Source organism: Paracoccus sp. FO-3 (assembly GCF_006386455.1).
Classification (GTDB): domain Bacteria; phylum Pseudomonadota; class Alphaproteobacteria; order Rhodobacterales; family Rhodobacteraceae; genus Paracoccus; species Paracoccus versutus.
This window is the reverse complement of record NZ_VCBQ01000054.1, coordinates 1-22,244: the sequence shown is the minus strand read 5'-3', so window position 1 is coordinate 22,244 and position 22,244 is coordinate 1. Positions and strand designations below refer to the sequence as shown.

General features: G+C 70.7%; 23 protein-coding genes. 9 read left to right on the top strand and 14 right to left on the bottom strand.

Annotation, left to right across the window (positions count from 1 at the left end):
- The first annotated feature begins 28 nt into the window (after window positions 1-28).
- Window positions 29-448 (top strand): DUF1178 family protein, encoded by a 420-nt coding sequence (locus FE811_RS15560; protein ID WP_036758165.1) that lies wholly within the window; start codon window positions 29-31, stop codon window positions 446-448.
- A 3-nt stretch (window positions 449-451) separates the two neighbouring features.
- On the opposite strand, the gene FE811_RS15555 is transcribed toward FE811_RS15560, so the two are convergent.
- The 4 genes from FE811_RS15555 to FE811_RS15540 all read right to left on the bottom strand — a co-directional run bounded on the left by FE811_RS15555 (window position 452) and on the right by FE811_RS15540 (window position 4,828).
- On the bottom strand, window positions 452-1,228 hold the full coding sequence (locus FE811_RS15555; protein ID WP_036758163.1) for an ABC transporter ATP-binding protein: 777 nt from the start codon (window positions 1,226-1,228) through the stop codon (window positions 452-454).
- Window positions 1,228-2,262 (bottom strand): iron ABC transporter permease, encoded by a 1,035-nt coding sequence (locus FE811_RS15550; RefSeq protein ID WP_036758161.1) that lies wholly within the window; start codon window positions 2,260-2,262, stop codon window positions 1,228-1,230. Before FE811_RS15550 ends, FE811_RS15555 begins: the two co-directional genes overlap by 1 nt.
- Window positions 2,259-3,356, bottom strand: a complete 1,098-nt coding sequence (locus FE811_RS15545) for an ABC transporter substrate-binding protein (protein ID WP_116223109.1) — start codon at window positions 3,354-3,356, stop codon at window positions 2,259-2,261. Before FE811_RS15545 ends, FE811_RS15550 begins: the two co-directional genes overlap by 4 nt.
- Before the next feature lie 65 nt (window positions 3,357-3,421).
- On the bottom strand, window positions 3,422-4,828 hold the full coding sequence (locus FE811_RS15540) for a YncE family protein (RefSeq protein WP_116223108.1): 1,407 nt from the start codon (window positions 4,826-4,828) through the stop codon (window positions 3,422-3,424).
- A 151-nt stretch (window positions 4,829-4,979) separates the two neighbouring features.
- On the opposite strand from FE811_RS15540, the gene FE811_RS15535 reads away from it, so the two are divergent.
- Together FE811_RS15535 and FE811_RS15530 are read left to right on the top strand one after the other, a co-directional pair.
- Window positions 4,980-5,813: an alpha/beta hydrolase gene (locus FE811_RS15535; RefSeq protein WP_116223290.1), complete on the top strand. Its 834-nt coding sequence runs from the start codon at window positions 4,980-4,982 to the stop codon at window positions 5,811-5,813.
- Between the two features lie 54 nt (window positions 5,814-5,867).
- Window positions 5,868-6,257 carry a hypothetical protein gene (locus FE811_RS15530; RefSeq protein ID WP_140848071.1) on the top strand — a complete coding sequence of 130 codons (390 nt, stop codon included), beginning with the start codon at window positions 5,868-5,870 and terminating at the stop codon, window positions 6,255-6,257.
- On the opposite strand, the gene FE811_RS15525 is transcribed toward FE811_RS15530, so the two are convergent.
- Entirely contained in the window at window positions 6,143-10,000 is a 3,858-nt protein-coding gene (locus FE811_RS15525; protein WP_116223107.1) for a non-ribosomal peptide synthetase, read from the bottom strand. The two genes, FE811_RS15530 and FE811_RS15525, sit on opposite strands and share 115 nt — an antisense overlap.
- 152 nt (window positions 10,001-10,152) lie before the next feature.
- Here FE811_RS15525 and FE811_RS15520 point away from each other — a divergent pair, with 152 nt between their 5' ends.
- Both FE811_RS15520 and FE811_RS15515 read left to right on the top strand, forming a co-directional pair.
- The gene (locus tag FE811_RS15520) at window positions 10,153-10,722 is read left to right on the top strand and encodes a cytochrome b (RefSeq protein ID WP_036760306.1); all 570 of its coding nucleotides are present in this window, start codon (window positions 10,153-10,155) and stop codon (window positions 10,720-10,722) included.
- Window positions 10,723-10,802: 80 nt separating this feature from the next.
- The gene (locus tag FE811_RS15515; RefSeq protein ID WP_036760319.1) at window positions 10,803-11,135 is read left to right on the top strand and encodes a DUF2794 domain-containing protein; all 333 of its coding nucleotides are present in this window, start codon (window positions 10,803-10,805) and stop codon (window positions 11,133-11,135) included.
- A gap of 24 nt (window positions 11,136-11,159) precedes the next feature.
- On the opposite strand, the gene FE811_RS15510 is transcribed toward FE811_RS15515, so the two are convergent.
- Complete coding sequence (locus FE811_RS15510) at window positions 11,160-11,999, bottom strand: helix-turn-helix domain-containing protein (RefSeq protein WP_116223106.1); 840 nt, start codon at window positions 11,997-11,999, stop codon at window positions 11,160-11,162.
- Window positions 12,000-12,066: 67 nt separating this feature from the next.
- Between FE811_RS15510 and FE811_RS15505 the strand changes: the two genes are divergently transcribed.
- On the top strand, window positions 12,067-13,434 hold the full coding sequence (locus FE811_RS15505; RefSeq protein ID WP_116223105.1) for an SLC13 family permease: 1,368 nt from the start codon (window positions 12,067-12,069) through the stop codon (window positions 13,432-13,434).
- Between the two features lie 15 nt (window positions 13,435-13,449).
- Here FE811_RS15505 and FE811_RS28300 read toward each other — a convergent pair whose 3' ends face one another.
- The 7 genes from FE811_RS28300 to cobA all read right to left on the bottom strand — a co-directional run bounded on the left by FE811_RS28300 (window position 13,450) and on the right by cobA (window position 17,795).
- Window positions 13,450-13,695: a DMT family transporter gene (locus FE811_RS28300; RefSeq protein WP_255469745.1), complete on the bottom strand. Its 246-nt coding sequence runs from the start codon at window positions 13,693-13,695 to the stop codon at window positions 13,450-13,452.
- Window positions 13,611-14,387, bottom strand: a complete 777-nt coding sequence (locus FE811_RS15500) for a DMT family transporter (protein ID WP_255469744.1) — start codon at window positions 14,385-14,387, stop codon at window positions 13,611-13,613. The genes FE811_RS28300 and FE811_RS15500 overlap by 85 nt, the downstream gene beginning before the upstream one ends.
- A gap of 99 nt (window positions 14,388-14,486) precedes the next feature.
- The gene (locus FE811_RS15495) at window positions 14,487-15,284 is read right to left on the bottom strand and encodes a crotonase/enoyl-CoA hydratase family protein (RefSeq protein WP_116223103.1); all 798 of its coding nucleotides are present in this window, start codon (window positions 15,282-15,284) and stop codon (window positions 14,487-14,489) included.
- A gap of 3 nt (window positions 15,285-15,287) precedes the next feature.
- Window positions 15,288-16,220, bottom strand: a complete 933-nt coding sequence (locus FE811_RS15490; protein WP_116223102.1) for an AEC family transporter — start codon at window positions 16,218-16,220, stop codon at window positions 15,288-15,290.
- Window positions 16,220-16,468, bottom strand: a complete 249-nt coding sequence (locus FE811_RS15485) for a sulfurtransferase TusA family protein (protein ID WP_072461131.1) — start codon at window positions 16,466-16,468, stop codon at window positions 16,220-16,222. The genes FE811_RS15490 and FE811_RS15485 overlap by 1 nt, the downstream gene beginning before the upstream one ends.
- Window positions 16,465-16,980: a DUF2478 domain-containing protein gene (locus tag FE811_RS15480; protein WP_036760312.1), complete on the bottom strand. Its 516-nt coding sequence runs from the start codon at window positions 16,978-16,980 to the stop codon at window positions 16,465-16,467. Before FE811_RS15480 ends, FE811_RS15485 begins: the two co-directional genes overlap by 4 nt.
- Window positions 16,981-17,060: 80 nt before the next feature.
- Window positions 17,061-17,795, bottom strand: a complete 735-nt coding sequence (cobA, locus tag FE811_RS15475; protein WP_072461159.1) for a uroporphyrinogen-III C-methyltransferase — start codon at window positions 17,793-17,795, stop codon at window positions 17,061-17,063.
- Window positions 17,796-17,897: 102 nt separating this feature from the next.
- Here cobA and FE811_RS15470 point away from each other — a divergent pair, with 102 nt between their 5' ends.
- The 3 genes from FE811_RS15470 to plsY are packed head-to-tail and all read left to right on the top strand — an operon-like array spanning window position 17,898 to window position 20,706.
- Entirely contained in the window at window positions 17,898-18,857 is a 960-nt protein-coding gene (locus tag FE811_RS15470) for an aspartate carbamoyltransferase catalytic subunit (protein ID WP_116223289.1), read from the top strand.
- Window positions 18,854-20,125, top strand: a complete 1,272-nt coding sequence (gene pyrC / locus FE811_RS15465; protein ID WP_036760314.1) for a dihydroorotase — start codon at window positions 18,854-18,856, stop codon at window positions 20,123-20,125. The genes FE811_RS15470 and pyrC overlap by 4 nt, the downstream gene beginning before the upstream one ends.
- Window positions 20,122-20,706 carry a glycerol-3-phosphate 1-O-acyltransferase PlsY gene (gene plsY, locus FE811_RS15460; protein WP_036760315.1) on the top strand — a complete coding sequence of 195 codons (585 nt, stop codon included), beginning with the start codon at window positions 20,122-20,124 and terminating at the stop codon, window positions 20,704-20,706. The genes pyrC and plsY overlap by 4 nt, the downstream gene beginning before the upstream one ends.
- 86 nt (window positions 20,707-20,792) lie before the next feature.
- On the opposite strand, the gene FE811_RS15455 is transcribed toward plsY, so the two are convergent.
- Window positions 20,793-21,668, bottom strand: a complete 876-nt coding sequence (locus tag FE811_RS15455; protein ID WP_036760325.1) for a 3-hydroxybutyryl-CoA dehydrogenase — start codon at window positions 21,666-21,668, stop codon at window positions 20,793-20,795.
- Window positions 21,669-22,244: the final 576 nt, after the last annotated feature.

The window sequence follows — 22,244 nt, the reverse complement described above, 5'->3', positions numbered from 1 at the left end:
CCCGATATTCAAGGGGAAAGGAGTCGCGATGATCCGCTATGCCCTGCGCTGTGAAAAAGGCCATGATTTCGATGGCTGGTTCCGGTCCTCGGACGGGTTCGACGCCCTGCGCGCTGCGGGGCAGGTCACTTGCACGCATTGCGGCTCGGCCCAGGTGGACAAGGCGCTGATGGCGCCGCGCGTGGCGCATGGCCGCGACGATGCCCCCGACCTGCACAACCCCCGCAACGACCATGAGGCGGCGCTGGAAAAGCTGCGCCGCCATGTCGAGGAAACCTCGGATTACGTCGGCATGTCCTTTGCCGCCGAGGCCCGCGCCATGCACGAGGGCCTGGCGCCCGAACGCGCGATCCATGGCGAGGCGAAGCTGGAAGAGGCCCGCAAGCTGCTGGAGGACGGCATTCCCGTCGCGCCCTTGCCCTTTCGCTCGCGGCAGCGGGCGAACTAGGGGTCAGCCCGGCGCGTGTTCGCCGTCGATCAGCACCATGATCCGCCCGCGCGAGCAGCGCTCGACCCGCGCCTCGACGCCATAGACCTGGGCCAGCAGCTGCGGGGTCAGCACCTGTTCCGGTGCGCCTTCGGCATGGGTATGGCCGCCGTGGATCAGCACGATGCGGTCGGCCCATTGCGCCGCCAGCGCCAGGTCGTGCAGCACGGCGACGACGATGCGCCCCTCGCCCGCCAGGCGCCGCAGTTCGGAAAGCAGCCGCACCTGCCGCGCCAGGTCCAGCGCGCTGGTCGGCTCGTCCAGAAGCAGCAGGCGCGGGTCGCGCACGATGGCCTGCGCCAGGCTGACCATCTGCCGCTGCCCGCCCGACAGCGCCGACAGCGGCTCGAGCGCCAGCGCGCCGATGCCCAGCTTGTCCAGCACCGCCATGGCGGCCGCATCGGCCTGGCGCGCGCCCAGGGTCTCGCCCGCCCGCAGCGCCGCGATCACGCTTTCCAGCGCCACCAGCGACGAGCTTGACGGCAGGCTTTGCGGCATGAAGCCGATCAGCCGGGCGCGGTCGCGCATCGGCACATGGGCCAGGTCCTGCCCGTCCAGCAGCACCTGCCCGCCATGGGGCTGCAACTGGGCGATGGCGCGCAGAAGCGTGGATTTTCCGGCCGCGTTCGGCCCGGCCAGCACCGTGACCTCGCCCGGCCGCAGCAGGGGCAGGTCCAGCCCCGCAAGCACGCTGCGCGCGCCGTAGCGCACCGAGATGCCCTGAGCCAGCAGCCCTTGCATCAGCGCCGCCTGCCGCGCAGGATCAGCGCGAAAAAGATCGGCAGCCCGATCAGCGAGGTGACGAGGCCGACCGGCAGCAGCACCCCCGGCACCAGCGTCTTGCTGAGCGTCGAGGCCAGCGACATGACCAGCGCCCCGGTCAGGATGCTGGCGGGCAGGAAGACGCGGTGGTTCTCTCCGACCAGCATGCGGGCGATATGCGGCCCGGCCAGGCCGACGAAGCCGATGACGCCGACCATGGACACGGCCGAGGCGGCAAGCAGGCTGACCCGCAGCAGCGTCCAGCGCCTGAGGCCGGCCACATCGACGCCGAAGCTTTTCGCCTGGTCCTCGCCCAGCCGCAGCGCGGTCAGCTTCCACGCCGCGCGAAAGGAAAACGGCACCGCCACCGCCAGCACCACGCCGATCAGCACCACGCCCGGCCATTGTGCCGAAGCCAGGCTGCCCATGGTCCAGAACACCAGCTGTTGCAGCGCATCGGCCGAGGCGACGAATTGCAGCAAGGACAGCAGCGCGGCGGCGGTGAAGTTCAGCGCCACGCCGAACAGGATCAGCACCTCGGGGCCGCCGCCGCGGATGCGGCCCAACAGTTGCAACAGCCCCAGCGCGCCAAGCGCGAACAGGAAGGCGTTGCCCGAGACGCTCCAGACCGCCGGCAGGCCGGGCAGGGTCAGGCCCAGCACGATCGCCACCGCGGCGCCAAGCGCGGCCGAGGAGGACACGCCCAGCGTGAAGGGCTCGGCCAGGGGGTTTTCCAGCACGGTCTGCATCTCGGCCCCGGCCAGCGCCAGCGCCGCGCCGACCAGCAGCGCCATGCAGGCCACGGGCAGGCGCACGTCCCAGACGATGACCTGGGTGCCCCGCGCCACCTCGCCGCCGGTCAGCGCCCGCAGCGTATCGGCCAGGGGCAGGCCGGCCGGGCCCGTGACCAGGTCCAGCAGCAGCGCCGCCAGTGCGGCAAGGCCCAGCACCGCCACCAGAAGGGCGTTGCGCCGGCCTTGCCGGTGATAGCGCTGCAGCGTCGCGTCGCTCATTGTTCCGGCGTCACCCACCATGTTCCCGGCACGATGACGGGCGAGAAGCGGGCGTTGATCTCGGCCAGGGTCTTGGCGGGATCGACGTCCTGGAACAGGTCGGGATGAAAGGTCTTGGCCAGGTATTCGATCAGCGCGATATGCACGGGCGAATCGTTGAACAGGTGCCAGACGCCGGCCGTGCGCCCCTGCTCTACCGCGCGCAACGAGGCAAAGCCCGGCGCCGCGATCAGCCGCTGAAAGCTGGCCTGCGCGGTCTCGGCATCCACGCCCGAGCCCAGAACCAGCCCGCCCCGCGCCGCCATATGCGTACCGCCGGTGGCGATATAGACGTCCGGGTCGGCGCCGATCAGATATTCCAGGCTGACGTTGCCCAGCACGCCCTTGACGGTATCATGGCCGATGTTCTGCCCGCCGGCCGTGGTGATGAAGTCGTGAAACACCCCGCTGCCCACGGTCGAGCAGCAGTTCTGCGGCGCCGCATGGACGTGGAAGAACACGCGCGGCCGGGCGATCTCGGTGTCGGCCAGCCGGTCGCGGATGCGGGCCAGCCGGCTGTCGTAGAATGCGGCGAATTCCTCGGCGCGTTCCTCGGCGCCGGTCAGCTTGCCCAGGATGCGCAGACTGGGGATCGAGTTTTCCTGCGGATGCGAGAAGAAATCGACATAGGCGACCGGAATGCCCGCCGCCTCGATCTGCTGGCGGGCGACCTCCATGCCGGGGTCGTTCCGGTCGATCAGCGTCAGCACCACCAGGTCGGGATGCAGCGCGATGATCGCCTCGGCCGAGATGTCGCGATTGCCCGAGCCGACCGGGCGGATCTGGTCGATGTCGGGGAATTTCTCGCGGTAGGCCTGCATGGTCGGCTCGTCCAGCGCCTTGTCCAGCCGCCAGCCGGAAACCAGCGCCACCGGATCGTCGTGGATCAGCCCCAGCACCGACAGGTGCCGCCCCTCGCCCAGCACGATATGGCTGGCGGGCTCGGGCAGATGCACCTCGCGCCCCAGGATGTCGGTGGCCACCACATCCGCCGCGGCAGGGCCAAGCCAGGCGATCAGGGCGAATGCGGCAAGCAGCGGGCGGGTCAGGGTCATGGCGGGTCCGTTGGCTCATGCGCCGGGGCGCGCATGCGGGCGCCCCGGCAGGGTCAGCGCCCCTCTTACTCCGTGGCGGGGGTGATGCGCCAGATGCGGTCGCCCGTCTCGTCGTTTTCGCCGCGCGACTTGTTGACCGCCCAGACATTGCCCTTGCCGTCGGCGCGCAGCTGGTTGGGCAGGCTGCCGGCGTCCAGGTTCGCCACGATCTCGCCTTCGGGGCTGACCACGGTGACGGTGCCGGCGCCGCGGTTGGCGACATAGGCCAGGCGGCCCACCGGCTCGAAGGCGACGTTCAGCGGGCCGGCGCCCACGGCGACGTCATGCAGGACTTCGCCGGTCTCGGCCTTGACGATCAGCAGGTTGTCGGTGGCCTGCGAGGCGACGAAGATCAGCCCCTCCTGCGGGTCGTAGGCCACGCCCGAGGCCGCCTTGGCGCCCGGCAGCGCGATCACCTTGACCTCGCCCGAGGCCAGGTCGACCACCGCCGCCTCGGGCGTGGACAGGCTGACCGTGACCAGCTTGCCGCCCGCCTCGTCGATGTCCAGCGCCATGGTCGAGAATTCCTCGCCCCGGATCTGCGACTTGATGGTGATCGGCTCCAAGGGCTCCAGGGTCTTGGTGTCGAAGACCTTGATCTCGGGCGTGCCGGTGGCGCTGGCATAGGCGCGGCCGTTGGCCTCGTCCACCACCACGTCGCGGGCATGGGGGACGGCGCCCGGCTCGAACTGCTTGACCAGCGACAGGTCGGACTGCTTGTAGACCGCGGCCGTGTCCTGGCGGGTATTCGTCACCCAGACATTGCCGTTCGCCTCGTCCACATCGACGCCATAGACCGCGAACAGGCCGCCGTCGCTGCCGTCGGGACGGGCGGGCGCGGCGCCGGGGGTGGCCTCGGCCTCGATCTTCAGCGTCTCGGGGTTGATCTTGACCAGCTTGGCCTCCTTGACCGGCGGGCGGCCGACGGCGCTGGTCACGAAGGCGGCATTCGCGGCCTCGCTGAACTTCACCTGGTAGAGCCCGCGCACCACCGGCTCGCTGGCAACGGCGAATTTCTCGGCCCCCGCGACCGGCACCTCGGGCGAGATCTTCAGCTCGACCACTTCGGCCGAGGCCGGGTTCTCGGTGATGACGACGATGGGCTGCAGGCCGGTCTCGGCCTCGGCGTCGATGTCGAGCGCAAAGCTGAACCCGCCCTCGGCATCGACGGTGATCGGCTCGGCGTTCAGCGCCTTGGTGCCGCGCATCAGCGTGACGGTCTGGCCGGGGATCAGGTTCTGGCCCTCGATCACCGCCTTGCCGCCCTTGAACACCGGGGCGCGATCGACGCCGCCGGCGCTGACGCGGCCGGCGAAATCGACCAGCGGCTTGGTAAAGACGGTTTCGGCCAGAACGGGGCCCGCGATCACCGAAAGCGCAAGCGCCGAGGCCCCCAGCAGGGCGCGAAGGGCGGGGCGCGATGGATATGCCATGAGAAACTCCTTGAAAACAGAACAGGACTCGCTTTGGCTGACCCCGATCAGGGCTGGCTTCGGTCAGCGGGCAACCTATATTCCTGACCGTCCTTGTCAACTAACGTCGGCAAGGATGCAGGGCTTTGTGAACAGGGGGAATTGTCGCATCATGTCGCAGCTTGGACAGGTCGGGCCGGATCACGCCAGGAAGCAGGCCGAACTGCGCATCTTTCAGACCGGGTCGCCGACGCATGCGCTGTCGCAAAAGGTGGTGGCGGTCGGCCCCGGCTACCGGCTGTTTCTGGCGGTGCCCAGGGCGCCGGCGCCGGCCGGGGGCTGGCCGGTGCTTTACATGCTGGACGGCAACGCCGCCTTCGATTTCCTGGCGCCCGAGCATCTGGCGCTGGCCCCCGGACTGATGATCGTCGGCATCGGCTATGACACCGACCGCCAATTCGCGCGCGAGCTGCGGACGCTGGACTTCACCGCGCCCGACGGGCCGGGCGACGGCCTGCGCCCCGACCATGTCCACGAAGGCCGCACGGCCGGCGGCGCGGCGATCTTTCACGACCGGCTGACCGGCCCGCTGCGTGCGGCGGCCGAGGCTGGCCTGCCCGTCGATCCCGCCCGCCGCACGCTTTGGGGCCACAGTTTCGGCGGGCTCTTCACGCTTTACGCGCTGCTGGCGCGGCCGCAGGGCTTTGCCCGCCATGCCGCGATCAGCCCCTCGATCTGGTGGGACGAGGCGCTGATTCGTCGCGTGGCCCGGGAAGCCGCGCCCGCATCCCTGCCGCTGCTGGTGGCGCTGGGGGATCGCGAGAAGCGCTCGGGCAGCGCCGGCCCGCCGCCGGACGGGCCGGCGCCTGCCACGATGCAATTCGTCGCCGACCTGGCCCGCCATCCCGGCCACCGGGCGCAGCTGCATGTCCTGCCGGGGCTGATCCATATCCAGACGCTGGCGGGGTCGTTCCCGCTGGTCCTGCCTTTTGCCTGCGCGGATTAACCGGATCTCAATCCTCTTGTGCTGCTGTGGCGGCAGGCAAGAACGGAGATCGGGATGGTTTTCGCCAGATATGCGCTTGTTCTGCTGGGCCTGGTGCTGTGCGGGCTGGGCGTCGCGCAGGTGCAGCCGGGGGTGCCGGGTCTTTTCCCGCCCCCGTCCGCGCCCCCGGCCATGGCAGTGCCGGGACCGGATGCGGCTGACATCCTGCTGGGCCTGGGCGGGCTGATCGGTGGGCTGGTCTGCGGCCTCATCGCGCTGGCCCTGGCCGGTCCGCAGCCGCCGCCGGACCGCGCGCCGCCCAAGGGCGCGACCGGGACGGCGCCGGCCGGTCAGCCCCCGCCCAGCCTTTTGACCAGACCGGGCGCGATCAGGGCCGTGGCCTCGGCCGAGGTCATCTCGGCATGCAGGAAGGGCAGGTCGATCACCTCCAGCCCCTCGGCATAGGGCTCCCACATCCGGGGCGTCAGCGCCCGGTCCTTGTGGTCGCGGGCGGCGCGGAAATGCGTGATCGTGCCGGCAAGGCGGCGATGATGATGGCCGCGGATCAGCCGGTTGGTGCCCGTCACCGTGCGCACCACCCCGTCCAGCACCTGCGCGGGCAGCGCCCCCAGCGCGCTGTCGCCCCGGCGCAGGAAGGTCACCACCGCCTCGCGCGTGTCCAGCTCGCGATGCGCCTCGGGGTCGTAGCCGGCGATGGCCAGCAGCGCGCGCAGGGCGGCGACGGGGTCCGGCTCGGGCTCGTCGCGCCAGGCGTCGCAGGGATAGCTGTCCAGCATGGCGACCAGGCCGGGCTCGCGGCCCATTGCGGACAGGATCACGGCGATTTCCTGCGCCAGGATGCCGCCGACCGACCAGCCGGCCAGATGGACCTTGCCCCGCGGCGCCAGCGCGGCGATGCGCTGCGCATAATCCTGCGCCAGTTCGGCCAGGCTTTCCGGCATCGCCACCGCCGGGTCCAGGCCCGGATGTTGCAGCCCCCAGACCCGCCGCGCCGGCGCGATGCGCCGCGCCAGCCCGCGATAGCCCCAGGCAAGGCCGCCGGCCGGATGGATCAGGAACAGCGGCGCGGCCTGCGCATCGCCCTCGGCCAGCAGGATCAGCGGGCCCAACCCGTCGTCATGCGGCGCCTGCGCGTCCAGCGCGGCGGCCAGCACCGCCAGGACCGGATGCTCGAAGATCGTGCCCAGGCCGGGGTCGCGGCCGGTTTCGGCCTCCAGCGCCTGTGCCAGCCGCACCGCGGAAAGCGAATCGCCCCCGAGCGCAAAGAAATCCGCCTCGGCCGGGGCGGGTTCGGGCAGGTGCAGGATCTCGGCGAAAAGCCGGGCCAGCAACTGTTCGGTCGCGGTTTCCGCCGCGCGGCCCGAGACGGCGAATTCCGGCGCGGGCAGCGCCTTGCGGTCGAGCTTGCCATTCGACGTGACCGGCAGCGCCTTGAGCGCCACCTCGGCCGAGGGGATCATGTAGGCGGGCAGCCCGGCCGCCAGCCGCTCGGCCAAAAGGCCCGGCCGCCAATCCGCCGTCGGCACCAGATAGGCGACGAGGCGCTTTTCGCCGGCATGATCCTCGCGCGCGATGACCACGCATTCGCGGGCCAGGCCAGATGCCATGATCGCCGCCTCGATCTCGCCCAGTTCGACCCGCAGCCCGCGGATCTTGACCTGGTGGTCCGAGCGGCCGAGATAGACCACCGCCCCGTCCGGCCGCAGCCGGGCCAGGTCGCCGGTGGCGTAAAGCCGCCCCTGGGGCGCGTCGATGAACCGCTCCGCGGTCAGGTCGGGCCGGCCCAGATAGCCGCGCGCCAGCTGCACGCCGCCCAGGTAAAGATGCCCGGCCAGGCCCGGCGGCACCGGGCGCATGCGCTCGTCCAGCACCTCCAGCGCCGTGTTCCAGACCGGCCAGCCGATCGGGATCGGGTTCGCGCGATCCTCGGGTCCGGCGGGCCAGTAGCTCACGTCCACCGCCGCCTCGGTCGGGCCATAGAGGTTGTGCAGCTCGGCCGTGATCCGGGCGTGGAAGCGGTCGCGCTGGTCCGCCGTCAGCTCCTCGCCCGAGCAGAACACCCGGCGCATCGCCAGCCCCTGGGAGGCAGGCGAGGCCAGGAAGGCGGACAGCATCGACGGCACGAAATGACAGGTGGTGATGGCGCGTTCGCGGATCAGGCGGGCGATGGCGGCGGGGTCGCGATGCGCGCCGGGCGGCGCCATGACCAGTTCCGCCCCGGCCATCATCGGCAGGAAGAATTCCCAGACCGAGACGTCGAAGGTCGCCGGGGTCTTTTGCAGGATACGGTCCTGGGCCGTGATGCCGTAATGCGCCTGCATCCACAGCAGGCGGTTGACGATGGCGCGATGCTCGACGGCGACGCCCTTGGGCTCGCCGGTCGAGCCCGAGGTGAAGATGACATAGGCCAGGTCGCCCGGCTGCGGCCCCCCCGTGGGGCGACCCTCGGCCGGCCAGTCGTCCGGCAGCAGCAGGTCGGTGCCGGCCGGGAACAGCCCGGCAAGGTCGGCCGTGGCCAGCACCGCCACCGGCCGGGCCTGCGCCAGGATGCGGGCGATGCGCTCGGCCGGGTGGGCGGGGTCCAGGGGCAGATAGGCCGCGCCGGCGCGCAGGATCGCCAGCAGCGCCACGGGCAGTTCCAGCGACCGTTCCAGCGCCACCGCGACGATGCGGTCGGGGCCGGCGCCAAGGCCTTGCAGCCGCGCGGCCAGGGCGGCGCTGCGGCGGTCCAAGTCGGCAAAGCTCAGGCTCTCGGCGCCAAAGCTGACGGCCGGGGCCTCGGGCGTGGCGGCAAGCTGCGCCTCGATCAGCGCGGTCAGGGTGGTGTCGGGCAGGGGATGGCGCGTCGCCTGGGCGCGCGCCTTCGCCGCGGCGATCTCGGCCGGGCTGGCGGTCGGCACCTCGGCCAGGGTTTCGGCCGCAAGCGCGGCCTCCAGGAAGGCCACCAGCCGGTCGCCATGGCCGCGCACCTCATCGGGCGCATAAAGCGCGGGGTTCGCGTCCACCTCGAAGATCATGCCCGAGGCCGGATCGCCGCGGAAGGTCAGCGTCAGGTCGTCGACCGCGCCCGCCCCCAGGATATGCAGCCGGGTTTGCAGCCCCGGAAATTCCGGTGCCTTGTCAAAGGGCTGCACGTTTACCAGCGGGCCATAGAGCCGCCTGGTGCCGCCGACCAGTCCCAGCTCGCGGCGCAGAAGCTCGCTGCGGTAAAGGCCGCGGCGGCGGCCCTGCGCCATGCGTTTCGACTGCGCGGCCAGCCATTCGGGCAGGGGCGCGTCCTCGTCCAGCCGCAGCCGGTGCGGCAGCACGTTCATCGCCATGCAGGGCAGCTGCGCGATCTTGCGGCCCATCCGCGCCATGAAGGGCAGGCCGATCACCGCCTCGCCCCCGGTCCAGCGCGCCAGGTAGGCGCCGGTCAGCGCATTCAGCACATCGGGCCAGCCCAGCCGGTGCCGGGCGGCATAGCCCGCCAGCCGGTCCAGCAGCGCCTGCGGCAGCAGGCGGGAATCGCGCAGGAAGTCGGCCCCGCTGACCGCGCGGCCCGGTGCCAGCCCCGCGACCTCGGGCAGGCCGGCCAGTTCCGCGTGCCACCAGTCGCGGTCGGCCAGCCGGCGGGGCGAGGCGCGCCAGGCCGCGTCCTCTTCGGTCGCCAGCGACAGCGGGCCAAAGGGCTCGGGCGCCGGCGCCCCGGCCGCCAGCGCGGCGTAATGCGCGGCGATGCGGTTCGTCACCAGCACCATGCCATAGCCGTCGATGGCCAGGTGGTGGATGCGTTCGTAAAGCAGATGCCGCTCGGGACCCAGGACGAACAGCGTCAGCGCCCCGGCCGGCGCGCGGCCCAGGTCCAGCGGTCGCCGGCTGTCGGCGCGCATCTGCGCCAGGGCCTGCGCCTCGGCGTCGGGCTGGGCCGAGAGATCGGCAAAGCCCAGCATCGGCGGCAGGCCGACCCATTGCCGCGGCCCCTGGGGCCCGGCGGCGAAGCGCAGCGCCAGGGCCGGGGTCTCGGCGATGGTGCGCTGCACGGCCTGGGCCAGCGCGTCGCGGTCCAGCGGGCCGGTCAGTTCCAGATATTGCCCGGTGTTCAGGATCGGGTTGCCGGGGTCCAGCGCCTGGACATACCACAGCCCCTCCTGCGCCTCGGTCAAGGGGCAGCCGGTCTCGGTCGGGATGTCCTGATGCGTATCCATGTCAGGCGCGCCGCGGCCGGAACGGGGAAATTCGCAAGAAAAAGGAAGAGCTGACAACCATGTTACCCCAGGCACCGGATTGCGGGCCTTGCCCGTCTGCGGTCATGGCCATAATGTCACTAAGGAATTTAGTCAACTTTGCACCCGGAACCATGCCCCCCAGATCCTTGCCCTTGCGCGATACCGAGCAGCTCTATGGCCAGGTGACGCGCCTGCTGCATTGGAGCATTGCCGCGCTGATGCTGTGGCAGTTCCTCGGCATGGGGCTGCGGGCGGCTTTGGGCCGCACGCCGCTGGTGTCCTTTTTCGTCGGCTCGCATCAGCCGGTGGGCACGGTGCTGTTCCTGCTGATCGTCCTGCGGGTGGTCTGGGCCGTGGCGAACCGCGGCCGCCGGCCGGATCACGGCCCCGGCCTTTGGGGGCTGGCGGCGCGGCTGGGCCATCTGGCGCTGTATCTGGTCATGGTCCTGGTGCCGGTCGCGGCCCTGCTGCGCGCCTATGGCGGCGAGCGGGCCTTTGCCCCCTTCGGCTTCCAGATCTTCCCGGCCCAGCAGCCGCCGGTCGGCTGGATGGTCGGCCTGGGCGAGGCGCTGCATGGCGAGATGGCCTGGCTGCTTCTGGCGCTGATCGCGGGCCATGTCGTCATGGTCGGCGTGCACGAGGGCATGTGGCGCGACGGCACGCTGGCGCGCATGGCCGGGCGCCGGCGGGCGGGCCTCTAGGCCACAATCGCGCGGGGCGCGGCGTAGGACCGCCCTTTTTCGTTGCTTGCGCGCCGGGGCGGTGTCACCATTCCTTCATGATGAATGCGCCCTTCGGTTTCCCGTCCGAGCATGATCGCGTGGCCTTCGACCGGGCCGAACTGGGCGTCATCCTGTCCCTTTACGGCCGGATGGTCGCGGCGGGCGAATGGCGCGACTATGCCATGTCCTTCCTGCGCGACATGGCGGTCTTTTCGATCTTTCGCCGCGCGGCCGAGCATCCGCTCTATCGCATCGAAAAGCGTCCCCGGCTGCGCCAGGCGCAGGGACAATATGCGGTGATCGGCATGGACGGGCGCATCCTCAAGCGCGGGCACGACCTGCCCACCGTGCTGCGCGTGCTGGAACGAAAGCTGATCCGCCCGGTGGACTGACCGGCGCGGCCGCTGGGCGGGCAGTCAAGCTTGCGCGCCCTCCGGCGGGGGGCTGGCGCGGTTGCGCAGGTAGCTTTGCGGCGGGACGCCGAAATGGCTGCGAAAGGCCGCGACGAAGGCGCTGGCGCTGCGATAGCCCAGCGAATGGGCGATGGTGGTGCTGCTTTCGCCGCGCTCCAGCCGGCCTACGGCAGCCAGCAGCCGCACCCGGCTGCGCCAGTCGCGAAAGGACAGGCCCGTCTCGGCCCGGAACAGCCGTTCCAGGGTGCGGGGGCTGGCCCCGGCCTCGGCCGCCAGCAGCGGCAGCGGCCGCGGGTCCGAGGGATGGCGCCCCAGATGCGCCGTCAGCCGCCGCAGCCGCGGATCCTGCCCGCCCGGCAGGTCGAGAGGCGCGGGCGCCGCCGCCGCGATCTCGTCCAGCGCCACCGCGCCCAGCCGGGCCAGGCGACCGGCGTCCCGTTCGGCCGCCATGCGCAGGATCACCTCGCGCAGCAGGGCCGAGATCGGCAGCACCTCGCAGCCCCTCCCCTTGGGCCGCACCGGGCAGGAGGGATCGACGTAAAGGTTGCGCGTCCGCGCCCCGGTGCCGGGACGCGAGACCACGCGCATCTCATGCCGGGTGCCGCCGGGGATCCAGATGCCGAAGCCGGGCGGCACCAGCCAGACCCCGTCCTCGGCGCCAAGCCGCAACAGCCCCTCGGCCGCCCACAAAAGCTGGCCGCGCGGATGGGCATGGGGGGCGACATGCGCGCCCGCCGCAAGGTCGCGCCCATGCGCCAGCACCGGGCGCGCGGGATCCAGGATAAAGGCGGTGCCGCTGGGGTCGAAGCGCAGGATTGGCGGATCATCGACATCTTTTGTCATGATGGCGAACTTACGCAGGGGGCCGGCTTCTGTCTAGGCTGCGCCGTTCCCCTGTTCAGGCGCCGCCATGAAGCTTTCCACCCGTCCCCTTGTCTTTCTTGCCAGCCTGGTCCTGGCCGTCCTGCTGGCCGTCGGGCCGGTGCCGCAGCCGCTGGGCCGCAATGCCGCCGTGGTGCTGGTCACGCTGGCCTTGTGGAGCACCGGGCTGGTGCCGCCCTTCCTGACCTCGCTGATCTTCTTTGCCGCGGTGCTGATCCCCGGCCTTGCACCACCCGAGCTGGTCTTTGCCGGCTTCGGCTCGGCCGCGGTCTGGCTGATCGTGTCGGGATTCGTGATCGGGGCGGCGATCACCGGCTCGGGGCTGGGCGGGCGGATCGCCGGGGTGCTGGCGCCGCTCGCGGGCGGCAGCTACCTGCGGCTGGTGGCGGTGATGACGCTGGCGGCGATGGCGCTGGGTTTCGTCATGCCCTCGTCGGTCGGGCGGGCGGTGGTGCTGGTGCCGGTCGGCATGGCGCTGGCGGAACGGCTGGGGCTGCACAAGGGCTCGAACGGGCGCATCGGCCTGGCGGTGGCGCTGACCCTGGCCTGCAACATGCCCAGCTTTGCCATCCTGCCCTCGAACATTCCCAACATGATCCTGGCCGGCGCGGCCGAGGGGCAGCACGGCGTCACCTTCGGCTACATGTCCTATCTGCTGCTGCATTACCCGGTGCTGGGGATCGCGAAATCGGCGCTGACCGTGGCGCTGATCGTCGCGCTGTTCCCGGACCGGATCGAGGCCGGCAGCGCCGAGGCCACCCCGCGGGCCCCGCTTTCGCCGCAGGAGCGGAGGGTGGCGCTGATCCTGGCCGCCACGCTGGCCCTGTGGATGACGGACCGGCTGCACGGCGTCGGCCCGGCCTGGATCGGGATCGCCACGGCGGCGCTGCTCTTGATGCCGGGGCTGGGCGCGGTGCCGCCCAAGCAGTTCAACGCCTCGGTCGATTTCGGCATGGTGCTGTTCGTCGCCGGGGCGCTGGCCTTGGGGGCGGTGGTCAATGCCTCGGGGCTGGGCAGCGTGCTGGGCGGGGTCTTGCAGGACTGGCTGCCGCTGCACCAGGGCGCGAGCTTCGTCAACTTCCTGTCGCTGACCTCGATGTCGGGGCTGATGGGGCTGGTCACGACCAATCCCGGCGTGCCCACCGTGCTGACGCCCATGGCACCGGACTTGGCCGCCGCGACGGGGCTGTCGCTCAAGGCGGTGCTGATGACCCAGGTGGTCGGCTTTGCCACGGTGATCTTTCCCTATCAGGTCGGGCCGCTGGTGCTGGCCATGCAGCTTTCGAGCGAGAAGCTGGGCCATGTGCTGCGCATCACCGTGCCGCTGGCGGTGCTGACCTTCCTGGTGCTGATGCCGCTGGACTGGCTGTGGTGGCGCCTGCTGGGCTGGCTGTGATCCGGGCGGATGGGTTCAGCCGGCCCGCCTGCGCCGGGCAGCGGCCCGCCACGGCCGCCCGTCGATCGCCGCCAGCTCCAGGCCGATCAGCGCCATGCCGGCGAAATGGCGCGCTTGCAGGGCTTCGCCCAGAAACAGCGTGCCCAGCAGGATGGCGCTGACCGGGATCAGGAACGTCACCAGCAGCAGGTTGGTCGCCCCCGCCGTGGCGAGGATGCGGAAATACAGCACATAGGCCAGGGCCGTCGAAATCCCCGCCACCCCGACCAGCGCCAGGGCGGCCGCCGGGCTGGGCGCCGCCAGCGTCCATGGCCGGTCGACGGCCGCGCCAGCGGCAGCAGGACCAGGCTGGACGCGATCACCTGCCCGGCGGCGGCGGTCATCGGGGCAATGCCCATCGCGCGGAACCTGCGCCCATGGATGCCGGCCAGGGCATAGGACAGCGCCCCGGCCAGGCAGGCAAGCTGCGCCGCGACCTGCGTGCCGAAGGCGTGCAGTGCATCGGCGCCGATCAGCGCCGCCACGCCGGCAAAGCCGACCAGCACCCCGGCAAGCTTGCCGCCGCTCATGCGTTCGTCGCGGGTCAGGACATGGGCGAGGATCACGGTGAAAAGCGGCGTCGCGGCGTTCAGGATCGAGGCCACGCCCGAGGCGACGTGCTGCTGTCCCCAGACGATCAGCGAAAACGGGATGGCGTTGTTCAGCAGCCCCATGCCCAGGAAGGCCGTCCAGGCTGCGCGGCCGCGCGGCATCCGCTCGCCCCGCAGGCGCAGGACGGCCAGCAGGATCAGCGCGGCCAGCGCCACCCGTGCGGCGACCACGGTCAGCACCGGCAATTCCCGCACTGCGACGGCGTTGAAAAAGAACGACCCGCCCCAGACCGCGGCCAGGGCCAGCAGCAGTCCCCATTCCACGGGCGTCATCGGGCGATTGGCGGCGGGCGGTGCGGGCATGGGTTTCCTTCCTTCCGGCCCCTTCGGCCGGTTTCGGAAAGTCATGGCGCCGTCACCGCCCGGCCGCGATCCGTTTCTTGCGGCCGAAACCCCGCGGGATCAGCCTTCCTCGCCCGGCTTGATCTTTTGCGCCGTGCCCTGGGCAAAGCTGTCCAGCCGGCCGCGCGCCGCGTCCTGGGTGTTGACGATGCCGGCGACCATGGCCTCGGCATAGGCGGCGTCCAGCCCCGACATGTTCTGCATGTGCGAGATGGCCGAGCAGGCGGCGAAATTCGACAAGGGCGTGTTCTGCGCCACCCGGCGGGCGAGGTCGTAGGCCATGGCCTCGCTGTCTGTCACGCGGTATTGCGCCAGCCCGACCTGCACCGCCTCGTCCCCGGAATAGAGCCGGCCGGTCAGCATCATGTCCACCATGCGCGCCTGCCCGATCAGCCGCGGCACGCGGATGGTGGCGCCGCCGCCGGTGAACAACCCGCGCTGGCCCTCGGGCAGGCCGAAATAGGTGGTCTCGTCCATCACCCGGATATGGACCGAGGAGGCCAGCTCCAGCCCGCCGCCGACCACCGCGCCCCTGAGCGCGGCGATGACCGGCACGCCGCCATATTCGATCTTGTTGAAGGCCTCGTGCCAGCGCAGGCAGATGCGCATGAACTCGGCGGGGCTGCGGTCTTCGCGCCCATGTTCGACCAGGTCCAGCCCGGCGCAGAAATGCGGCCCCTCGGCGCGCAGCACCACTGCGCGGGCGCCCGAGGCGGGCAGGGCGGAAAACACCGCGACCAGTTCCTCGATGGTCTCGGCGTTCAGCGCGTTGCGCTTGGCGGCCCGGTTCAGGGTGACGGTGGCGATGCCGTCCCCGTCCATGGCGCAAAGCAGGTTGTTCAGCCGCAGATCCTGCATGGTCTAGCCTTTCGTGATCCAGTGAATGACGACGGGAACCGTGGCGATGCTGGCCGCGGTCGAGATCAGGATGGCGGCCGAGACGCGCTGGACCGCGGTGCCGAAATATTGCGCAAGGATATAGACGTTGCCTGCCACCGGCAGCGCCGCGGCGGCGATCATCACCCCCGCCGCGTAGGGCTCGACCCCGAAGACCGCCAGCGCGGCGATGCCCACCGCCAGGGGATGCAGCACCAGCTTGGCGAAGCTGAGCCAGGCCGCCGGGCCCATGCGCTCGGCCGCACCGCGGCCGGCCAGGCTGGCGCCGATGGCGAAAAGCGCCCCCGGCGTGGCCGAGGCGCCCAAGAGCGCCAGGAACTCGTCCAGCGGCCCCGGCATCGGCAGGTGCAGCCCGGCCCAGGCCAGCCCCGCCAGCATCGAGACGATCATCGGGTTCGAGACGATGCCGCGCAGCAAGGGCCACAGCGTCGAAACCCGCACCCGCCCCTGCCTTGCCGCGGTGACGATCAGGGTGATCAGCGTCGAGAACACCACCATGTCGATGGTCAGCACCATCAGCACCGGGCCGATGGCGCGCTCGCCCAGCAGCACGACCAGCATCGGCACGCCCAGAAAGCCGGTGTTGCCGGTCATCGCCGTATGCGCCTCCATCGCCGCGGCGACGAGCGGCTGGCGCCGCCAGCGCGCCACGGCAAACCCCAGCGCCCAAAGCGCGGCCGAGCCGCAAAGATAGGCCAGCACGAAGGCCGGGTCGAAGAGGCTTGCCACGTCCAGCGTCGCGGCAAAGCGGAACAGCATGGCCGACAGCGCGAAGTAGAAGACGAATTTCGTCAGCCAGCCGGTGGCCTCGGCCGGGAAGAAGCGGGTGCGCCCGGCCAGCCAGCCCGTGCCGATGACCAGAAAGAACGGCAGGGTCTTCAGGAAGATCGCCAGCATCAGTCCGCGGCGATGGCGCAGGCGGGGCCGCGCTCGACGATATATTCGGTCTCGCCGGGGGCGAGTTCACGCCGGGCGATCAGCCGGTGGCCGGATTCGGCGCAGAAATGCGGCACGTCGATCACCGCGGCGGGATCGGTGGCCAGCAGCGTGACCCGCGTGCCCCTGGGCAGCGCCATCAGCCGCTTGCGCAGCCGCAGCACCGGCAGCGGGCACAGAAGGCCGCGCGCGTCGATCTGCACGGTCATGCGGCGGAATCCGCCAGCCGGGCGCGGCACCAGTCGTCGATCTGGTCCGGCCGCAACTCTTCGGCCAGGTCGCCGGCGAAGTCGCGAAAGCCCGGCAGCTGTTCGTCGGGCACATGCACCAGCACCGGGATGCCCGCGGCCAAGGCGCGGGCGATGGTGTCGCGAAAGCCGCGGCCGAAGCATTCCTGCTTGCCGAACTTGTTGACGATCATCAGCTCGGCCCCGCGGTCCAGCACCGATTCGGTGCGGGCGACGGCCTGGGCCAGCGCCCCGCTATCCAGCCGGCAGGCCTGCGAGCCCATGCCCAGCGACTGGGTGATGCGCACCAGCGGGCCGTCGTCGCCCAGGATGCGCAGGTCCATGTCGCAATCGCAGCCGGGGCTGATTTCGGTATTGATCTGCACCGCGCCGGCCAGCCGCATCCCGGCCGCGGCCAGCCGTTCGGCCGTGGCGGTCAGCAGCCGGTCGCCGGCGCCCGGCGTCTGGTCCTGGATGGTGACGAAACCCAGCATGGCGGTCCCTCTTTCAGCGGCCAGAATAGCTCTTGGCGGCGCGGGTGCAATATTGGGTATTTGGGCAACGGAGAAGGGCCTTAGTTCCCCTCGGCCAAGGGGCCGTAGAGGATCAGCGCCGGATGCGGGCTGGGGCCTTCGGTTGCCAGTTGCTCGGCAAGGGCCGCCACGGTCGTGCGGACCAGGCGCTGGTGCGGATGGCCCACCGCCTCGGCCAGCAGGGCCGGGGTGTCCGCGGGCAGGCCGTTTTCGACCAGCAGCGCCGCCATCTTCGGGAAGGTGCGCTGGCCCATGAAGACGACGGTGGTGGCGCGCGGATCGGCCAGGGCGGCCCAGTTCTGGTTCTCGGGCAGGCCGCCGGTCACGTCGGCGCCGGTGACGAATTGCAGCCGGCGCGCGGTCTGGCGGCGGGTCAGCGGCAGGCCGGCCACGGCGGCCGCGGCCATGGCCGAGGGCACGCCCGGCACGATCTGGAACGGGATGCCGTGGCTGCGCAGCGCCGCCAGCTCCTCTTCCAGCCGGCCGAAGATGCCCGAATCGCCGGATTTCAGCCGCACCACATGCTTGCCCGCCTGCGCATGTTCGACCAGCAGGGCGTTGACATGTTCCTGCTTGGCCGAGGGGCGGCCGGCGCGCTTGCCGACCGGGATGCGCTCGGCCTGCGGGCCGGCCTGCTCCAGCACCGGCCCCGAGGCGAGGTCGTCGTAAAGCACCACGTCCGCCTGGGCCAGCAGCCGCGCGGCGCGCAGGGTCAGGAGTTCGGGGTCGCCCGGACCCGAGGAGACGAAGCTGACAAGGCCGATCTGTTCACGCATGTTTTCGCGATGCGGCAAAATCCGCGCCAAGGCAAGGGGCTGCTTGCCGCCCGGCCCGCCATTTGCCATAGAAGGCGCGACCGCGACCTTGGGGACCAAGCCATGTTCCGTGCCCGCCACCTTCTGGGGATCGAGCCGCTCGCCCCCCCCGAGATCACCACGCTTCTCGACCTTGCCGAGACCTATGTCGACCTGAACCGCCGCACGGTGAAGCATTCCGATGCGCTGGCGGGGATGACGCAGATCAACATGTTCTTCGAGGCCTCGACCCGCACGCAATCCAGCTTCGAGCTGGCCGGCAAGCGGCTGGGCGCCGACGTGATGAACATGGCGGTGGCCTTGTCCAGCGTGAAGAAGGGCGAGACGCTGATCGACACCGCGCTGACGCTGAACGCCATGCATCCCGACCTGCTGGTGGTGCGCCATCCGCAATCGGGCGCGGTGGACCTGCTGGCGCAGAAGGTGAATTGCGCGGTGCTGAACGCCGGCGACGGGCGGCACGAGCATCCGACCCAGGCGCTGCTGGACGCGCTGACCATCCGCCGCGCCAAGGGCCGGCTGCACCGGCTGACCGTGGCGATCTGCGGCGACATCGCCCATAGCCGGGTGGCGCGCTCGAACCTGATCCTGCTGGGCAAGATGGAGAACCGGCTGCGGCTGGTCGGCCCGGAGACGCTGATGCCCTCGGGCGCGCGGGACTGGGGCTGCGAGGTCCACGAGGACATGCGCGAGGGGCTGAAGGGCGCCGATGTGGTGATGATGCTGCGCCTGCAAAAAGAGCGGATGGACGGCGGCTTCATCCCTTCGGAACGGGAATATTACCACCGCTGGGGCCTGGATGCCGAAAAGCTGGCCTTGGCGGCGCCCGATGCCATCGTCATGCATCCCGGCCCGATGAACCGCGGGGTCGAGATCGACGGCACCATCGCCGACGACATCAACCGCTCGGTGATCCAGGACCAGGTCGAGATGGGCGTCGCGGTGCGCATGGCGGCGATGGACCTTCTGGCGCGCAACCTGCGCGCCGAGCGCGGCGCCAAGGCGGCGGAGATGATGGCATGATCCTGCACTTCCACAATGCCCGCCTGGTCGACCCCGAGGCGCAATCGGTCGGCGAGGGCTCGCTGACCGTTCGCGACGGCCGGATCGAGGCTCTGGGCGCCGATGCCCCGCAGGGCGCCGAGCTGATCGACTGCGGCGGCAGGTGCCTTGCCCCCGGCTTGATCGACTGGGGCGTCAAGATCGGCGAGCCGGGCGAGCGGCACAAGGAAAGCTTCCGCAGCGCCGGCCGGGCGGCGGCGGCGGGCGGCGTGACCACGGTGATCGCCCGCCCCGACACGCTGCCGCCGATCGACGCGCCGGAATCGCTGGAATTCGCCACCCGCCGCGCCGCCGACGCGCCAGTGAACATCCGCCACATGGCGGCGCTGACCCGCGCCCGCGAGGGGCGCGAGATGGTCGAGATGGGCTTTCTGCAGGACGCGGGCGCCGTCGCCTTCACCGACGGGGTGCGGGTGGTCGCGGACACGCGGCTCCTGTCGCGCTGCATGACCTATGCCCGCGGCCTCGGCGCGCTGATCGTTGGCCATCCGCAGGATCCGGGCCTGTCGAAGGGCGCCGCGGCGACCGGCGGCAAGTTCGCTTCGCTCTACGGCCTGCCCGCGGTCTCGCCCATGGCCGAGGTGATGGGGCTGGACCGCGACCTGGCGCTGGTGGCGATGACCGGCGCCCGCTATCACGCCGACCAGATCACCGTCGCGGCCAGCCTGCCGGCGCTGCGGCGCGCGCGCGAAGGCGGGCTGGACGTCAGTGCCGGCATCTCGATCCACCACCTGACGCTCAACGAATACGACGTGGGCGGCTATCGCACCTTCTTCCGCTTCACCCCGCCCCTGCGTGCCGAGGACGACCGGCTGGCCATGGTCGAGGCGGTGGCCGAGGGGCTGATCGACGTCGTCGCCAGCTTCCACACGCCGCAGGACGAGGAAAGCAAGCGCCTGCCCTTTGCCGAGGCGGCGCCAGGCGCGGTGGGGCTGCAGACGCTGCTGCCGGCGGCGATGCGGCTCTACCACCAGGGCGGGCTGAGCCTGCCGCAGCTGTGGCGGGCGATGTCGCTCAATCCGGCGCGGCGGCTGGGCCTGCCGGGCGGGCGGCTCGCGGCGGGCGCGCCGGCCGACCTGGTGCTGTTCGACCCGGACGCGCCCTTCGTTCTGGACCGCTTCACGCTGCTGTCCAAGTCGAAGAATACCCCCTTCGACGGGGCGCGGATGGAGGGCAGGGTGCTGGGCACCTGGGTCGCCGGCCGCCGCGTCTTCGGAGAGGACGCATGAGCCTGATCCTCTGGGCCGTCATCGGCTACCTGCTGGGCTCGGTGCCCTTCGGCATCGTCATCACCCGCGCGCTGGGGCTGGGCGACCTGCGCCGGATCGGCTCGGGCAATATCGGCGCGACCAACGTGCTGCGCACCGGCAACAAGCCGGCGGCGCTGGCCACGCTGCTCCTGGACAGCGGCAAGGGCGCGATCGCCGTGCTGCTGGCGCGCTGGCTGGCCGGCCCCGACGCGGCGCTGGTCGCGGGTGCTGCGGCCTTCCTGGGCCATCTGTTCCCGGTCTGGCTGGGCTTTCGCGGCGGCAAGGGCGTCGCCACCTTCCTCGGCACGCTGCTGGCGCTGGACTGGCGGCTGGGCCTCGCGGCCTGCGGCATCTGGCTGCTGACGGCGCTGGCCGGCCGGATCTCGTCGCTCTCGGCGCTGGTCGCGGCGGCGCTGACGCCCTTCGTTGCCCTGGGGCTGGACGGGACGCGCATGGCGGCGGTGACGGCTTTCATGGCGGTGCTGATCTTCATCCGCCACCATGCCAACATCGCCCGCATCCTTGCCGGAACCGAGCCCAGGATCGGCCGGAAGCCCTGAATTTCTTCCGTGTGGAAATATCCTGGGGGAACGTCTCATGCGCCCCATCAAGGGGCGCCTGAGGCGTGGGGGCAAAGCCCCCGATCTCAGCGCGTCGGCACCGGCTCCTCGCCGGAATAGTCGTAGAAGCCGCGCCCGGTCTTGCGGCCCAGCCAGCCCGCCTCGACATATTTCACCAGAAGCGGGCAGGGCCGGTATTTCGTATCCGCCAGCCCCTCGTGCAGCACGTTCATGATCGCAAGGCAGGTGTCCAGCCCGATGAAATCCGCCAGTTCCAGCGGCCCCATCGGATGATTGGCCCCCAGCTTCATCGACTGGTCGATGGATTTGACCGAGCCCACGCCCTCGTAGAGCGTATAGACCGCCTCGTTGATCATCGGCATCAGGATGCGGTTGACGATAAAGGCCGGGAAATCCTCGGCACTGGCCGAGGTCTTGCCGATCTTCTCGACCACCTCGACCAGGGCCTTGTAGGTCTCTTCGTTGGTGGCGATGCCGCGGATCAACTCGACCAGCTGCATGACCGGCACGGGGTTCATGAAGTGGAAGCCCATGAAGCGCTCGGGGCGGTCGGTGCGGCTGGCCAGCCGCGTGATCGAGATCGACGAGGTGTTCGAGGTCAGGATGGTCTCGGGCTTCAGATGCGGCAGCAGGTCCTCGAAGATCGCCTGCTTGACGGTCTCGCGTTCGGTTGCGGCCTCGATGATCAGGTCGGTCTTGCCCAGATCGGCCAGGGTCATGGTGGTGGCGATGCGCCGCATCGCCGCGGCCTTGTCCTCGGCCGAGACCTTGCCGCGGCTGACCTGGCGTTCCAGATTGTGGTCGATCTGGGCCAGGGCCTTGTCCAGAGCCTCGCGCGAGATGTCGGTCATCAGCACGTCATAGCCCGCCAGCGCAAAGACATGCGCGATGCCGTTGCCCATCTGCCCGGCGCCGATCACGCCCACCGATTGAATCGCCATGAACCTCATCCTTTCGTCGGTCAGGCCGGACGATAGGCGCAAGCGGGCCGGACGTTCAATGCAAAAACCGCCGGGCCGCGCGGCTGCGCGGCTTTCCAGCCTTGCCGCGGGGATGGACGCCGCGACTCGCACCTGATCCCAAGGATGGCGGCGGGTTGAGCGAGAATTTCATGTTACCCCTTCTGCCTGCCTGGCGGCTTGAACAGGAAAAAGGCAGCGCCTGGCCGGATGCCTGGGCCCGGCGGGGCCTTCGCAAGGATGCTCATACGCCCGGCACGGGTTGCCCGGATGAAACCGAGGGTGTTCTTTCGGGCGCTCATCCCTTGCCGGCGTCGCCAGGGGCTGCGTCGCCGCTTTGGTGGCCTGCGGGCATCTTTTGGTCTTGGCAAGGCGAGCGATCAGCCGGGATATTGCTGGAGCGCTGGATCTCGGTCCATCACCGTAAACAGCGTTCCCGTGGTCGCCGAGCAGCGCATGGAAGAACGAGCGGGCCGTCGCCATTGTCGCTCTGCTTCCAGAGCAATGGGAGTACTTCGGATGCAGCGCATTCTTCGCGGGGTGGGGCGGGGGGCTCTG